The sequence below is a fragment of the Actinomycetospora sp. 2LY8.5 genome (genome assembly GCF_057180585.1).
Window position 1 is genome coordinate 1 of the sequence record NZ_JBXUHE010000022.1, and the last position, 14,635, is coordinate 14,635.

The 14,635-nt window shown below is 75.2% G+C and carries 13 protein-coding genes; 4 read left to right on the forward strand and 9 right to left on the reverse strand.

The genetic code is table 11. The features are described from left to right. Positions 1-566 precede the first annotated feature (566 nt). The 5 genes from AC2A1K_RS21320 to AC2A1K_RS21340 form a co-directional block, all read right to left on the reverse strand. On the reverse strand, positions 567-2,261 hold the full coding sequence (locus AC2A1K_RS21320) for a glycine/sarcosine N-methyltransferase (protein ID WP_483898331.1): 1,695 nt from the start codon (positions 2,259-2,261) through the stop codon (positions 567-569). A 262-nt stretch (positions 2,262-2,523) separates the two neighbouring features. Beyond that, positions 2,524-3,741, reverse strand: coding sequence for an OmpA family protein (locus AC2A1K_RS21325; RefSeq protein ID WP_483898332.1), 1,218 nt, complete (start codon positions 3,739-3,741; stop codon positions 2,524-2,526). Then, positions 3,738-4,667: a hypothetical protein gene (locus AC2A1K_RS21330; RefSeq protein WP_483898333.1), complete on the reverse strand. Its 930-nt coding sequence runs from the start codon at positions 4,665-4,667 to the stop codon at positions 3,738-3,740. The genes AC2A1K_RS21325 and AC2A1K_RS21330 overlap by 4 nt, the downstream gene beginning before the upstream one ends. Then, positions 4,664-5,350, reverse strand: a complete 687-nt coding sequence (locus tag AC2A1K_RS21335) for a hypothetical protein (protein ID WP_483898334.1) — start codon at positions 5,348-5,350, stop codon at positions 4,664-4,666. The genes AC2A1K_RS21330 and AC2A1K_RS21335 overlap by 4 nt, the downstream gene beginning before the upstream one ends. Positions 5,351-5,352: 2 nt before the next feature. Then, positions 5,353-6,102 carry a hypothetical protein gene (locus AC2A1K_RS21340; protein WP_483898335.1) on the reverse strand — a complete coding sequence of 250 codons (750 nt, stop codon included), beginning with the start codon at positions 6,100-6,102 and terminating at the stop codon, positions 5,353-5,355. 263 nt (positions 6,103-6,365) lie between these two features. Here AC2A1K_RS21340 and AC2A1K_RS21345 point away from each other — a divergent pair, with 263 nt between their 5' ends. Together AC2A1K_RS21345 and AC2A1K_RS21350 are read left to right on the forward strand one after the other, a co-directional pair. Beyond that, on the forward strand, positions 6,366-7,055 hold the full coding sequence (locus tag AC2A1K_RS21345; protein ID WP_483898336.1) for a vitamin K epoxide reductase family protein: 690 nt from the start codon (positions 6,366-6,368) through the stop codon (positions 7,053-7,055). Beyond that, complete coding sequence (locus AC2A1K_RS21350) at positions 7,052-9,268, forward strand: heavy metal translocating P-type ATPase (protein ID WP_483898337.1); 2,217 nt, start codon at positions 7,052-7,054, stop codon at positions 9,266-9,268. Before AC2A1K_RS21345 ends, AC2A1K_RS21350 begins: the two co-directional genes overlap by 4 nt. 67 nt (positions 9,269-9,335) lie before the next feature. On the opposite strand, the gene AC2A1K_RS21355 is transcribed toward AC2A1K_RS21350, so the two are convergent. The 4 genes from AC2A1K_RS21355 to AC2A1K_RS21370 all read right to left on the reverse strand — a co-directional run bounded on the left by AC2A1K_RS21355 (position 9,336) and on the right by AC2A1K_RS21370 (position 13,370). Next, positions 9,336-10,064 (reverse strand): DsbA family protein, encoded by a 729-nt coding sequence (locus AC2A1K_RS21355; protein WP_483898338.1) that lies wholly within the window; start codon positions 10,062-10,064, stop codon positions 9,336-9,338. Between the two features lie 40 nt (positions 10,065-10,104). Continuing rightward, the gene (locus AC2A1K_RS21360) at positions 10,105-12,009 is read right to left on the reverse strand and encodes a cytochrome c oxidase assembly protein (protein ID WP_483898339.1); all 1,905 of its coding nucleotides are present in this window, start codon (positions 12,007-12,009) and stop codon (positions 10,105-10,107) included. Next, on the reverse strand, positions 11,990-12,736 hold the full coding sequence (locus AC2A1K_RS21365; RefSeq protein ID WP_483898340.1) for a zf-HC2 domain-containing protein: 747 nt from the start codon (positions 12,734-12,736) through the stop codon (positions 11,990-11,992). The genes AC2A1K_RS21360 and AC2A1K_RS21365 overlap by 20 nt, the downstream gene beginning before the upstream one ends. Positions 12,737-12,812: 76 nt before the next feature. Then, on the reverse strand, positions 12,813-13,370 hold the full coding sequence (locus tag AC2A1K_RS21370; protein ID WP_483898341.1) for a sigma-70 family RNA polymerase sigma factor: 558 nt from the start codon (positions 13,368-13,370) through the stop codon (positions 12,813-12,815). 286 nt (positions 13,371-13,656) lie between these two features. Here AC2A1K_RS21370 and AC2A1K_RS21375 point away from each other — a divergent pair, with 286 nt between their 5' ends. After that, complete coding sequence (locus AC2A1K_RS21375; RefSeq protein ID WP_483898342.1) at positions 13,657-13,929, forward strand: hypothetical protein; 273 nt, start codon at positions 13,657-13,659, stop codon at positions 13,927-13,929. Next, positions 13,926-14,627, forward strand: coding sequence for a DUF5134 domain-containing protein (locus AC2A1K_RS21380; RefSeq protein ID WP_483898343.1), 702 nt, complete (start codon positions 13,926-13,928; stop codon positions 14,625-14,627). Before AC2A1K_RS21375 ends, AC2A1K_RS21380 begins: the two co-directional genes overlap by 4 nt. Positions 14,628-14,635: the final 8 nt, after the last annotated feature.

A 14,635-nucleotide genomic window follows, 5' to 3' on the forward strand; every position in this document is an offset into this window, starting at 1 on the left:
CAGCGGTCGTTGGCGCCCTCCGACCACGGTGACAACACCCCCCAGATCATCAACGACAGGGGCACTCAGTCATGCCGTGGCCGGCGGCCTGCAAGCCCTCACCGGGCCTGATCAAGAAGGTAACGGGTGTGGCGAGGTCGGCGGGGTGGTCCAGTGGCACCTGGACGGTCGCGTGCCCCGCTCGACGTCGCCGGAGACCTCGGTGGCCGTCGCGCCGACCGCGAGCGCGACGAGCGGGTCCGGGTCCAGCGAGCCGCGCCCGATCACTACGCCGTCCACAGGCTCTCGGAGCCCGCGTCCACCCCACGCCGGGCCCACTCCGCGATCGCGAACGGCGGCGCCGGGCTCAGGTCGGCGAGGGTGGCCCCGAGACGCAGGGCTCGTGTCCTTCCTCGGCGTGTCGCGCGGCGAGCATGTGGCGATCCTGGCGTGAGACGCCAGCGATGCCGCATCGCTCGTACCGACACCGACACCGACACCGACACCGACGCACCGACGCAGCGGGGCACCGACGCCACGGGGCCGGCCGGGACGCGATGGTCCCGGCCGGCCCCGTGTGCCCGGCGTCAGCGCTTGATGCGGAAGATGCCCCAGGCGAGTTGGCCGCTCTTGCCGCCGTTCACCCAGTTCTTCAGGCCCGTCTTCATGTTCGAGACGTACTCGTCGGAGATCGCACCCTTGAACTTCGGCTCCGCGGCCTCGAGCTCGCTCAGCACGCGCCCGTAGTGGGTCGTGAGCTGCTGGGTGTGGTCCTCGAACTCCACCGAGGAGTAGCCCTTCTTGCCGAACTCCTGGCGGTAGAAGCCCGGCGAGCCGAGCGTGTCGAGGTGCAGGCGCGCCAGGATCGGCGCGAGCTGCGAGACGTCGGCGCCGTCGGCGGCCATCGGGTCGGTGAACACGACCTGGCCGCCGGGGACGAGGACGCGGTCGATCTCCTCGACGACCTGGCTGCGCTCGCCGGAGTGGAGGAACGCGTCCTGCGACCACACGAGGTCGTAGTAGTTGTCCTGCACCGGCATGCTCTCGAACGACCCGTCGACGACGTCGACGAGGTGGTCGAGGCCCTGCGCGCGGTTCTTCTCGCGGTTGCGCTCGTTCTCGACCTCGGAGAGGTTCAGGCAGGTCACGTGGCAGCCGTACTTCTTGGCCAGCCACCGCGCCGACCCGCCGTATCCCGCGCCCATGTCGAGCACGCGCGTCTCCGCGGTGATGTTCATGCCCTCGGCCATGCGCTCGACGGTGCGCTGCGAGGCCGGCGCGATGGCCTCGTCGGGCGAGTTGTAGAGCCCGACATGGATGTCCTCGCCGCCCCAGACCTCGTGGTAGAAGGTGTCGGCGTCGGTCGAGTTGTAGTAGTCGCGCGCGGTGTGGACCGCGGTCGAGTAGCTCTCGGTCAATTCGTCATCCGGTCGGTAGGTCTTCTCCGCGACGTGGATCCAGAAGTCGGGGCTCTCGGTCCCGTAGGTCTCCTGGAAGTCGCCGTACGAGTCGATCTTCTGGAACCCGACCTCGCGCATGAGCCGGCGCACGTAGTCCTTGCGCAGCGGGAACATGTTGAGGTGGTACACGGAACCGTCGTCGTGGAACGTGTACCGGAATCGGGCGAGACCGTCGTCGATGTACTCCGGCTCCGCGGTGACGGTGTCGCCGCAGTAGAAGTACTTGTGCTTCGACGAGAACCCGTGGTCGAGGATCTCGTCGTAGTTGCGCTGATCGAGGATCAGCACGCCGTCGTGCTTGAGCATCGCGTAGAACTCGGCCAGCGCCTTGCGCCGGTCACGCTCGTTGAACAGATGCGTGAACGAGTTCCCCAGGCAGATGATCGCGTCGTACTCGCCGTGGACGTCACGGTTGAGCCAGCGCCAATCGGCCTGGACCACCCGCAGCACGTGCCCGTGCTGGCGACCGTTCTCGAAGGCCTTCGCGAGCATCTCCGCGCTGCCGTCGGCGGAGACCGTCTCGAAGCCGGCCTTGAGGAGCTGGACGGAGTTGAACCCCGTGCCGGTGGCGACGTCGAGAACCTTCTCGACCCCGCGGGCACTGAGCTGGTCGATGAAGAACGACCCCTCGCTGGCGGCGCGACCCTCCCAGCCGATGTAGTCGTCCCACTTGTCCACGAACCCCTTGACGTACTCCTCTTGGTAGTGGTTCGTGTCTCGGACCTCGTTCGGGTTCTCGCCGAACTCCTGATGAACATCGGCCTCGGTGTACTCGTCGAGGCCAGCCGCGGTGTCGGGGCTCCGGTCTGCGGCTGCAGTCATGTGTCCTCCGGACGTCGGTGACGCTTCCGGAGAGACGACGCTAGGCAGGTCTCGGCGAGCGTGGAACCACCGCCGAGTTCGTACGGTCGACAAAATCGATACAGTCCGAGCCCCCACGACTCCCGCGGAGGGCGCCATCAGCGCTGCTCCGACCGGGTGTGCGCGACCCCGGATCCCCGTGACCACATCGTGCTGTGATGGCAGCCACGTTTCATCGGGAATGCGCAACCACGGTGACTCGCAACACTGTGTCACCGTCGGGTTACCCGGTCGGCTCGACGATCACCGTCCGATTCGCGCTCGCCGGACCGGGCAGCTGGCGCCCGTCCGGACCGACGTCGTCGACGTAGCCGGGGAACTCGCTGCCCACGCCCCGGGTGCTGATCCGGTCAGCGGGCGCCCCCAGCTCGACCAGCAGGGACTTCACCGCCTCGGCCCGGCGGGCGGAGAGGTCGATCTGTCCCTGGAGCGTGCCGGCGCGGGCGCTCGTGCCCGTCAGGGTCAGGCGCGGTGCCGGTGATTGCTGCACGAACTGCGCGAAGGGCGTGAGAACGGCGCGCGCCGCGTTCCTGTCGCGGAATTCGGCCGTGTCGGGCCGGAATCCGACGGAATTGTCGTCGGGAAGCGTCGTGGTCTGCCCCGGCGTGATCGTCGGCGGCGGCGGGACGTCGACGAGGCTCACGGGCGGGACGTCACTCGGGGCGTCGCCGCCCCGGGGCTCGTCGACGACCGCGACGCAGGCGGCGCCGCCCGCCTCGGCGACCGCGGTCCACAGGGCCACCAGCGAGGAGCGCTGGGCGGGGCTCGGTGCGGCCTGGGGCTCGGCGACGTCACCGAGGCCCGCGAGGACCACGGTGACGCCCTCCAGACCCGGCAGGGCGTTGTTCGCGCGCAGCGCCTCGACGGTCTCGGCGGGCGGCGCGTCGAGCAGCCCGCGCTGGCGGAAGTCCAGCGGGGCGACCGTCGAGAGCCCGGAGTCGACGAGGACGACGGTGCCGGGCCGGTCGCCGCCCTGCTCCGATCCTCCGGCGGACCGGCCCGCGAGGTCGAGCGCGGAGAGCACGTCGGCCTCGGGGGCCCGGGCGCGCATCTCCGTCAGCGCCTCGCCGAAGCCGTTCAGGAACTGGTTGCGGTCGTCCTCGGCGGCGATGCCGTTGCCGGCGTCGGTGGAGAACGTGTCGCTGCCCGCCGACGTGGGCCGCCCGTCGAGGTCGATCAGCGTGACGCGCGGCTGGTAGTCCTGGTCGACCGCGCGCGTCAGCACCGAGGTCGTCGCGTCCTGGACGCTCTGCGGCAGGCCCGGTGCGGGGGAGTTCGCGCGGCCGGACACCGCGAACGCCATCGGGCCGACCGGCACCGGGCAGGACAGGCCGCCGCCCCCTCCGCCGAAGCCGCCGCCCGCGGCGTCGTCGCCGCTCGAGCAGCCGGCCACCAGGGCCGTAGCGAGGACCAGGGCAGCCACGACAGGCCGTCGGGTCACCGAGAGTCTCCGTTCGCACCGGTGTCGACGGTGGTGACGGGGCGCATCGCAGGCGGGGCCTCCTCGCCGGGCACGACGTCGCTCGCCGGCGTGAACAGCGGGAAGGGGGCGTTGCCGGTGAGGCCGTCGGTGACCGACGGGTCGGCCTTCCTCGACGCCATCAGCGTGCGCGCGTAGTTCTGCAGCTCGAGCATCTCGGCGGTGACCTGCTGACGGGCCGCGCGCCAGCGCTGGTCCTCGCGCGCGCGTTCGTTCTCCTGCTGGCGCAGGGCCTCGCGGGCGCGTTCGAGCTCGGCGCGGCTGGCCCGCTCGCGCTCGGTGGCCTCGCGCATCCGGTGCTCGGCGCGCCGCAGGGCGCTCGCGACGGGATTGAACGACACGAACGTCGCGATCATCGCGGCCATCCCGCTCGCGAGGAACAGCGCGCCGAACAGCAGCGCGGGCAGCAGCGCGGTGAGCTCGATGTCGCCCCCGCCGGACCCGAACCCCCCGCCGGACCCGAACCCGGAGTCGGACCCGAACCCGGAGTCGGACCCGAACCCGCCCCCGGAGCCGGACCCGAACCCGCCCGACGACGTGGTGCTCGGGGTCATCAGCCGCGTGGAGAACGCCGCGGCGCCGAGCGTGAGCCAGGTCAGCGCAGCGAGGACCGTCAGGGGCACCGACGCGCGCGGGTCGCCGCAGCGTCGCCGCGCGAGCCCCTGCCCGACGAGGTGGGCGAGGCCGACCGCGGCCGCCGCGAAGCCGACGGTCCCGACCGCGATGAGCAGTGGCGAGCCCCGGAAGACGCGGGCGAGCACGACGTAGAAGGCCGCGATGTCGGCGCCGATGGCGAGCAGCACGATCACGAGAGCGAGGTGGTCCTCGCGCGACCGCTTGATCATCAAGGTGGCGTCCCGGTACGACCGGGGACGCTCGCGGCTCATCGGTCCTCCTGGCGGAGGAGGGGCCCGGTCGGTGGATCGTCGCTGTGCACCCGGGTCGAGCTCCGCTCCGCTGCGTCTCCCGCCACCCGGGTCGAGCTCCGCTCCGCTGCGTCTCCCGCCACCCGGGTCGAGCTCCGCTCCGCTGCGTCTCCCGCCACCCGGGTCGAGCTCCGCTCCGCTGCGTCTCCCGCCGGTTCCCCGAGCCGCTCCCGCGCCTCGATGTAGTCCCGGCGCGCGATCTCGAGGGCGCGGCGGTCTCGCTCGTGGGCGGCCTCGGCCTCGGCGAGCTGCTGGCGGGCGCCCCCGACGAGGCGGTCGATGACCGCGTGGTGGTCGGCGTGCTGGGAGTCGATCCGGGCGAGCCAGCCCGACGCGATCGACGCGATGAGCGGGTCCAGCGCGCGGCCGCTGCCCTCGTCGACGCCGCCGAGCATGCCCTCGACCAGGGCCCGGACCCGGCCACGCGCCTCGGCGACATCCGGGGTCGGCTGGTTGGGGTAGGGCATCGGGCCGACGCGATCGGCCGCGTAGACCTGGGCGAACCGGTGCTCCTCGGGCGTCGCCGCGCCCGACGGCGACGCGGAGATGCTCGCCAGGCGGGCCCCGGGCGAGGACCCGGTCGGTGTCGGGGGGCGGACGACGTCGGCCCCACGTCGGAAGCTGCGCCGGAAGAGGCGGGCCATGGCTACTCCTGTCCGGACGGGACGCCGGGCCCGGCGCAGGACCGGGGCGTCGGGATGCCGGTCGGCGGCGATACGGGACCGGTCTCGGGGAGGCGCGGGCCGGCGTGCTCGGCCGCGGTGACCCAGGCGGGCACCACGGGATGCCGGGTGACGAGCGCGGGGCCGATGCGGTCACCCGCGGGGTGGCGGCGCACGAGGTGGCGCTCGTAGCCGCTGATCCGGCGCATGACCTGGGCGTGCAGCCGGCGGACGCGGGTGGCGCCGGCGAGCTCGCCGGCGCGGATCGCGGTGTCCAGCCGGGCGTCCTCCGCGCGCATCGCGGTGAGCTGGGCGTGCAGGCGCGCGGCCTCGTCGACGAGCGGGCGCCGCCGCGCCTCGTGCTCGCGTGCCCGGCGGGCGGCGACGATGTCGTCGGCGGTGTGGGTCTCGCCCCCGCGGCGCACGGCGAGCTGCCCGGCGTCGAGCAGGACCGGGATCGCGTCCAGGCTCGCGCGCGCCCGGGCGAGTGCGTCCTCGGTGGCGGGCAGGCGCACGGCGAGGGCCGCGCGGGCCTGGTGCAGGGGAGCGGCCTCGCGATCGAGCCGCAGCCGCTCGCGGTGGACGCGGGCGAGGAAGTCCTGGTGGTACTCCTCGAGCGTCGGCGTCCCTCGCGGACGCCCCGGCTCGACGCCGGGCAGCCCGGCGCGCGCGTCCGCCCGCGCCTGCCGCCGGTCACGCCAACGGGCGAGCAGGCCGTAGCCGGACGGGGGCACGCGACGCGACGGTGCGGCCGATCCGCCGGGGTCCGGTGTCTCCGAAGTCCTGTCGGAGCTCATGGGCCGAGCGCTTCCACCGGGCCGATTCCTCCCCCCTGCACCCCGCCGAGTGACGGCGTACCGGCGAGTCTAGGCCGACGGCCGGACCCGGTAGCGGGAACGCGGATCCCCCGGTCCCGGGGCAGGTGCGGGCCCGCGGTCTCGCGACGTGGGCGCGATCACCGGGAACTCCTCGGCGTTCCCGGGCGACCAGCACCGTGATGGCCACCGCAGCGTCTCCCGGCGCACCCACCGACGTCCTGCCCGCCGTCCGGGAGGACGATCGGGGGGTGGACGTCGTGGACGCGCCGGCCCCGGAGGCTCCCGCCACCCCCGTCGGCGGTGGTACTCGCGGCGCCGGCGCCGTCCTGCTCGTGGGCGGGCTGGCCGGGGCCGTCGTCGCCCTGGTCCTGCTGCTCGACGAGCTCGCGCTGCTCGCCGACCCGACGTTCGTGCCCTCGTGCAGCATCGACCCGGTGCTGTCCTGCGGGACGATCATGCGCACAGCGCAGGCGTCGGTGCTCGGGTTCCCGAACCCGGTGATCGGCCTGCTGACCTTCCCGGTCGCGGCGGCGACGGGGGCGCTGGTGCTCGGTGGCGTCTCGCTGCCGCGGTGGGTGTGGTGGTCGCTGCAGGCGGGCACCACCGCGGGTCTGCTGTTCATCCACTGGCTGATCGTCCAGAGCCTCGCGGTGATCCACGCCCTGTGTCCCTGGTGCATGGTGGCGTGGGTCGCGGTGATCGCCATGTTCTGGTTCACCACCGTGCACAACCTGCGCACCGGCGCCCTCGGCGGCGCCCCGGCCCCGCTGCGCCACCACGGGTGGGGGCTCGCGGCCTGGTACCTGGCGATCGTCGTCGCGATCGTCGCGACGTTCCCCGCCTGGGCGGCCGGGCTGGTGGGTCCGTGAGCGCTCCTGCTGCCGAGGTCCTCGATCTCGACATCGGCGGGATGACGTGCGCGGCCTGCGCGTCCCGGATCGAGCGCCGGCTCAACCGGCTCGACGGCGTCGCGGCGAGCGTCGACCTCGCCGGCGACAGCGCCCGCGTCGTCATCGACTCGCCCGATGTCACCACCGCGACCGTCGTCGACACCGTCGCGAAGCTCGGGTACACGGCGCGGCCGGCTCAGCCCGTCGACTCCGACGAGCACTCCGACGAGGACGCCGACGGGCCGGACGCCGAGGACCCCGAGCTGCGCGACCTCTGGCGCCGGCTCGTCGTCGCCGCCGCGCTGTTCCTCCCCGTCGCCGACCTCGCGCTGGTCATGACGGCGGTGCCCTCGCTGCGCTTCGGCGGCTGGGAGCTGGTGCTCGCGGTGCTCGCCGCGCCGGTGGTCGGGTGGTCGGCGTGGCCGCTGCACCGGCGCGCGCTCGCCGGTCTGCGCCACGGCACGACGTCGATGGACACGCTGGTCTCGCTCGGGATCGTCGCGGCGACGGTGTGGTCGGTCGGCGCGGTGCTCGGTGGCGCGGGGGCGTCGCCGGCGGCGAGCACCTGGGACCTGCTGCTGCACCCGGCCGGGCCCGTGTACCTCGAGGTCGCAGCCGGGGTGACGACGTTCGTGCTCGCCGGCCGCTACGTCGAGCGCCGCGCGCGCCGGGCGTCGGGGGACGCGCTGGCGGCGCTCGCCCGCCTCGCCGCGCGCGACGTCGCGGTGCTGGACGCGGACGGCACGGAGCGGCGCATCCCGGCGGCCTCGCTCGCGGTGGGCACGCGGTTCGTCGTGCGGCCCGGCGAGAAGATCGCCGCGGACGGGCGGGTCGTCGCCGGGCGCTCCGCGGTGGACCGCAGCATGTTCACCGGCGAGCCGGTCCCCACGGACGCAGAGCTCGGCGACGCGGTGGTCGGCGGCACGGTCGCCGTCTCGGGCCGGCTGGTCGTCGAGGCGACCGCGGTCGGCGAGGCCACGGCGCTGGCGGGGATGGTGCGCCTGGTCCGCGACGCGCGCGCCGACAAGGCCGAGGTGCAGCGTCTCGTCGACCGGATCTCGGCGTGGTTCGTGCCCGCGGTGGTCGTGCTCGCGGTGCTGACGGCGGTGGGCTGGTGGCTCGCGGGTGCCGGGGCCTCCGGGGCGTTCTCCCCGGCGCTCGCGGTGCTCGTCATCGCCTGCCCGTGTGCGCTGGGCCTGGCGACGCCGATGGCGATGGTCGTCGCCTCCGGCCGCGGCGCCCGGCGCGGCATCTTCCTCAAGGGCCACCACGCCCTCGAGACGAGCCGCCGCGTCGACACCGTGGTGCTCGACAAGACCGGGACGCTGACGACGGGGCGGATGACGGTGGTCTCTGTCCTGGGCTCGTCGCCCGACGTCGTGCTGGCGCGTGCCGCAGCCGTGGAGCGGGGGTCCGAGCACGCGATCGCGGCGGCGATCGTCGCCGGCGGCCCGGTCGTCGGGGAACCCGAGGACTTCGTCGCGCTCCCGGGGCTCGGCGCGCGCGCGGTGGTCTCCGGCGTCACGGTGACGGTCGGCCGCCCGGACCTGGTCGGCGTCGTCCCGGCGTCGCTGGCCTCGGACTGGGCGGCGGCGGAGGAGGCCGGACACACGGTCGTCGCCGTCGGCTGGGACTCCCGCGTCCGGGGTGCGGTGGTGCTCGCCGACGAGGTGAAGCCCAGCGCCACCCCGGCCGTCGCGGCGTTGAAGCAGGCCGGCCTGCACCCGGTCCTGCTCAGCGGGGACCACGAGCGGGCCGCTCGTCACGTCGCCGACGCCGTCGGGATCGACGAGGTCGTGGCCGGAGTCCTGCCCGAGGGCAAGCTCGCGTTCCTCGCCGAGCGCCGGGCGTCCGGCGCGGTCGTGGCCATGGTCGGCGACGGCGTCAACGACGGCCCCGCCCTCGCCGCCGCAGACCTCGGCCTCGCCGTCGGCACGGGCACCGACGTCGCCCTGGACGCCGCCGACGTCATCCTCGTGCGCGACGACCTCACCGCCGTCCCCGAGGCCCTCGCGCTCGCCCGGGCCACGCACCGCACGATCCGCGTGAACCTCGGCTGGGCGTTCGGCTACAACGTCGCCGCGATCCCGCTCGCCGTGGCCGGGCTGCTCAACCCGCTGCTCGCGGGGCTCGCGATGGCCCTGTCGTCCCTGCTCGTCGTGACCTCGAGCCTGCGTCTGCGCGGGCGATGATCGCCCCGGGTGCTCCGCGGACCCGATGAGATCGGGTCGACGGAGCACCCGGGAGCGATCATGGCCGTCAGCCCGCGAGCGCCTGCTCCAGCTCGGGCGAGCCGGCCTGCACCGTGCGGCCGTCGAGCACCACGGTCGGCGTGCCGAAGCCGCCGTCGCGCTGGAGGGCCGGGTCGTTCGACGCGTTCTGGAAGTTGACGGCGACCTCGCCGAGGTGGCGGCCGTCGGTGACGCACTCGGCGTAGCCCGGGCCGGCGCCGGCGCGCTGGCCGAGGTCGATCAGCTGGGCGGTGTCGTAGGCGCGGCCGCCCTCGGAGGGCTGGGCGGCGTAGAGGCTCGCGTGCACCGCGGGGAAGGCGTCGTTCTCGGCCGCGCATATCATCGCGTTGCCGGCGGCGGAGGAGTAGCCCGGCGGGCTGGAGCGCTGGTCGAGCAGGTTGACGAGGTGGTAGCGGACCTGCAGGCGCCCGGCCTCCGTGGCCTGCGCGATCTGGTCGCCGTACCGCTGCTCGAACGCCTGGCAGGCCGGACAGAGCGCGTCCTCGTACACGTCGAGGGTGCGCGGGGCGGGCGCGCCGGCGGTGATGACGCCGTCGGCGACCGTTGTCGTGTACCGGGCGGGTGCCGGGACCGCCGGGATGCCGCCGTTCCGCGCGCTGTCCGAGCTGTTGCCGGCCAGGAACACCCCGCCGAAGACCACCGCCGCGACCAGCACCACGACGGCGATCGCCACGATCATCGGTGTCCGGGACGTGGTGCGCTTCGGCGGCGCGGGGCGCTTGGGGCGCGTGGCCATCCGGGAATCCTCCTCGTATCGGGGGTGTCGGGACATCTCGTCACCGGCCTCGGGCGAGGTCGGCGAGCATCCGGTTCCAGGCCTCGAGCTCCGCGTCGCCGTCACGGTCGGCGTGGCGGTCGCCGCGGGCGGCGTCGCGGGTGTCGGCGCGCGACCACTGCACGAGCAGCACGAGCAGCACGACGACCAGCGGCGCCTCGCCCGACGCCCAGGCGATGCCGCCGCCGAGGCGCTGGTCGGCGAGCAGGTCCGGCACCCAGGGCAGCGCGACCTGGCCGAAGAACGCCTGGCCGATCACCACGTCGGTGCTCATGAGGGCGACGGCGAAGAAGGCGTGGAACGGCATGGACGCGAGCAGCATCGCCAGGCGTCCGAGGTGCGGCAGCGGGCGCGGCGGCCGGTCCACGCCGATGATCGGCCAGAAGAACAGGGCGCCGGTCAGCAGGAAGTGCAGGAACATCAGCTGGTGCGCCCAGTGGAAGGGCAGCGCGGCGGCATAGAGCGGCGAGAGGTACAGCGCGGAGAACGAGCCGACGAACAGGGCGAGCGCCACGAGCGGGTGGGTCAGCAGGCGCGTCAGCGGGGCGTCGAGCAGGGAGAGCAGCCACGCCCGCGGTCCCGTGTCGCCGGCCGGTAGCGCCCGCAGCGCCAGCGTCACCGGGCCACCGAGCACCAGCAGGATCGGCACGCCCATCGACAGCAGCATGTGCACGCCCATGTGCACGCTGAACGTCGCCGTCGAGTGCGCGCCGAGCCCGGAGCCCGTCGCCCACACCAGCAGCGCGCAACCCCCGAGCCACGGCGCCGTCCGTCCGGCGGGCCAGGCGTCGCCGCGTCCGCGCAGTCGGTGTACCCCGGCCAGGTACGCGCCGGCCAGCGCCACGGCGACGACGGCCCACAGCAGGTTGAGGCGCCCGGGCCCGAGCAGGCCCAGGACCGTCGGGGGATCGAGCCGGTAGCCGAGCGCCGCGTCCTGGATCCCCTCGAGCGTCGTGAGCACCGGCTCGGTGAGCGCCGGCGGCAGCTCGGTGGCCAGCACCGCCCCGAGACCCACGGCGGGCACGAGCAGGGCGGCCACGGTGGGGCCGGGGACGCGGGATCGCCAGGTGAGTGCCGCCGCGGCCGCGAGCAGGGCGACCTGGACGAGCGCGAGCGGCCCGTGGACCCCCGAGAACCACGCGCCGCGCACGAGGACCGACTCCGCGACGACGACGCCGGCGACGCTCGTGGCGGCCGCCACCAGGGCGATCGGGCGGGTCGCGGGGGCCCGGTCGGGGGCGGGCAGCACCGTCTCCAGCAGCGCGAGCCCGAGCCACACGGCCGCGGCGACCGCGGCCAGCGCGGCGGCGTCGGTGGCGATGTCGTGTCCGGAGCGCGCGCTCGCGACCTGCCCGGTGACCGCCGGGGCGACGACCCCGAGCACCGCGAGCACGACGGCGCCCGCCGTGGTGCGCCACGACAGCGTGACCCGGCACAGCGTGGCCACCGCCCCGGCCACGACGGCCGTGACGAGGAAGGCGGCCGGTTCCTCGAGCGCGCCGGCGGCGGCGAGGAACGCGTCGGGCCGGGTCAGGACCTGCGGGTCGCTGCCGGTCCCCGTGAGCACCGTGAGCACGGCCGCGGCCAGCGCGGCGACCGCCCACACGGCGGCCGCGGCGCCCGCCCGGCGCACCGCGGCGTAGGCGTGCGCGCCGAGCGCCCGGGCCCCGTCGCGCGACGCTCGCGCGACGAGCGCGCCGACCAGCCCGCCGAGGGTCGCCCCGGCCGCCAGCAGGACGACCAGGCGGGCCAGGGGCGTCGCCACCTGCACCGCGACCGGCGGCGCGGTCACGCCGAGCGCCGCGGCGGGCAGCCCGCCGCGGAGCAGGGCGAAGACGACGACGCCGCCGCCGACGGCCAGCAAGGAGACGACGAGGGACCGGCGCTCAGGCGACGTCGGACTCACGCTCCCAGGGGGCCGGTGCGGGGGTGCGCGGACCGTCGGGTGCCGCGCCGCGCAGGGCGGGACGGGAGCGCCGACGCGCGCCCGGGGTCGGTCCGGTGCCGGGTCGCGGCGCGGTGCGCACCACGGCGAGGGCGAGCAGGAAGCCGGCGACGACGACCAGGTGCGTCGCGACGCGGGCGGGCTCGACGCGGCCGGCGACGAGGTCGATCCCGGACAGCACCGCGAGCACCGCGATGAACGCGCCCAGCACGGGCATCAGGCCGGCGAGGTGCCGGACCCACACGGCTCCGGCGACGAAGGCCACGCCGAGCGCGAGGTTCCAGGCCGCGCTCTCGTGCGCCGCGTGGGCCAGGCCGGCGCCGAGGACCATGAGCGGGTCGTCCGTGTGATCGGCATGGTTCGAGGTCGCCCCGAGCAGCCCCACCAGCCCGAGCACCGCCTGCGCGACTCCCACGGCCGCCAGGCCCACCCGCGCGCCCACGCCCCACCAGCGCACCCGCGGTCCCGGGGCGGTGCCGACGACGCGGTCGACGAGATCGGGGCCACCGACCACGATCCCGGTACGGACGCGGCGCGTCACGGCCTCGGCGTCGCGCTGCCACCCCCGGCATGCCGCGCAGCCGGCGAGATGCGCGTCGACGCCGGCGAGCTCGGCGGGGTCGGCCTCGCCGTCGAGCGCGGCCGACATCGCCTCCCGGCAGACGTCGCAGTCGGTGGAGCTGGCCATGTCCTGCTGGTCGCCGTGGCGGCCGCCGGAGTTCCCGGCTTCACGGGTCGAGCTCTGCTCCGTCTCCCGCCGGAGCTCACCCCGAGCGGTGCGCCCGCTCGGCCCCGGCGTCGCCGAGGGCCTCGACGAGGTCGGCGCGGGCCCGGGCGACGCGCGAGCGGATCGTCCCGATCGGGCACCGGCACACCTCGGCGGCGTCCTCGTAGCTCAGCCCGATCATCTGGGTGAGGACGAACGCCTCGCGACGGTCGGCGTCGAGCGCGGCCAGCGCGTCGCGGACGGCGGCGGACTCGGCGGGGTCGGGCTGCGGGGCACGCCCGAGCGGCCGGTCGTCCTCGGCCGGCTCCGCGGGGGCGACGGGGCGGCGGGCGCGGCGGCGCAGGTGGTCCGCGGCGACGCGGCGGGCGATCGAGAGCAGCCAACTGCGCGCCGGCGCGTCGCCCCGGTAACGGCGCAGCGAGCCGAGGGCGCGCTCGTAGGTCTCCTGGGCGAGCTCCTCGGCCGCACCGGGGTCGGCGAGGTGGCCGAGCAGGCGCCAGACCTGGTGCTGGGTGGCCGCGACGAACTCGCCGGCGGCGGTGCGGTCGCCCTCCCGAGCGCGCAGCGCCAGCGCGGTGATCCTCGCGTCGTCCACCCGGGCACTCCTTAGTCGTCACGCACGTGGTCGTCGCGCGGGGCCTCGGAGTTCCCGGCCGTGACCGTCGCGACAAGGGGGGTCCGCCGGCTCTGGGACGGTCCCTACCGTGCGTCCTCGACGGTAGGCCCCCGGGCTGGATGAGAAGACGCGGGCCTGCACCTGAGAACGCTGCGCCGTCCGGGCACACCACCCTTCGGCGGCGAGGTGAGAGGTGTGCGGCCGGATCGGACCGCCGTACCGTCCCCGCAGGTCGCAGGACATCCGATCTCCACGGAGGACCGCCATGACGGACCACGAGCCGCTGCCGACCGCAGGCCTGCAGCACGTCACGACGTTCTGCGGCCAGTGCTCGTGCGGCTGCCCGGAGCTCTACGTCGACCCCGCCGCCGACGAGGACCGCCGGGTGGTCATCACCGACGACTTCGGCGGGTCGATCCGGATGAGCCTCGCGCAGCTCGCGGTCATCGTCGACGACGCCCGCAACGGCGTGCTGGACGACCTCGTCGGTGCGTCCGGCGGCAGCTCCGCTCCGCATCGTGCCGCGGGCGCCCGGTGACCCTCCCCATGTCGGTCGCCGCGTTCCTCGCGGCGGTCTTCCTCGCCGCCGCCGCGCTGTGCGTGGTGAGCCTGTGGAGGCGCCGGGCCCGGCACGACGGCGCCGCGGCGCTGTCCGAGGCGAACCACGTCGTCATGAGCGTCGGGATGGCGGCCATGGTGCTGCCGGCGACGATGGATCTCGTGCCGCCGGTCGCGGGGGCCGTGACCTTCGGCCTGGCCGGCGCCGCGTGGGCGGTGCGCCTGGTCGCGCTGCGCGTGCAGGGCCGGCCGCTGGGCTCGGCGATCGGCGGCGACCGCTGCGCCACCCACCCGACGCACCTGCTGCTCAGCAACGGCGCAATGGCGGTCATGTACGTCGCCATGCTCCCGAGCGGCGGCGCCACGGCCGGGACGGGCGCGGGAGAGCACGCCGGGCACGGCGGCGGCGCCGGGTCGCCGCTCGCGCTGTCGGCCGTCTCGTTCGCGCTGGCCGTCTACCTGGTCCTGCACACGGTCCTGACGATCGGCGCGGTCGTGCGCTCCTCGTCGGCCGTCGCCGTGACGGCCGGGGGCGGCGGCCCCGCGTCCCTGCGCGCCGCGTCCCTCGGTGGCGGTCCGGTCGCCCGCGTGGGCCGCGCCGTCGACACCCCCGCCGTCCAGCTCGGCTGCCAGGCGGTCACCGGGGCCGGGATGGCCCTGATGCTGCTCGTGCCCTGACTCGCTTC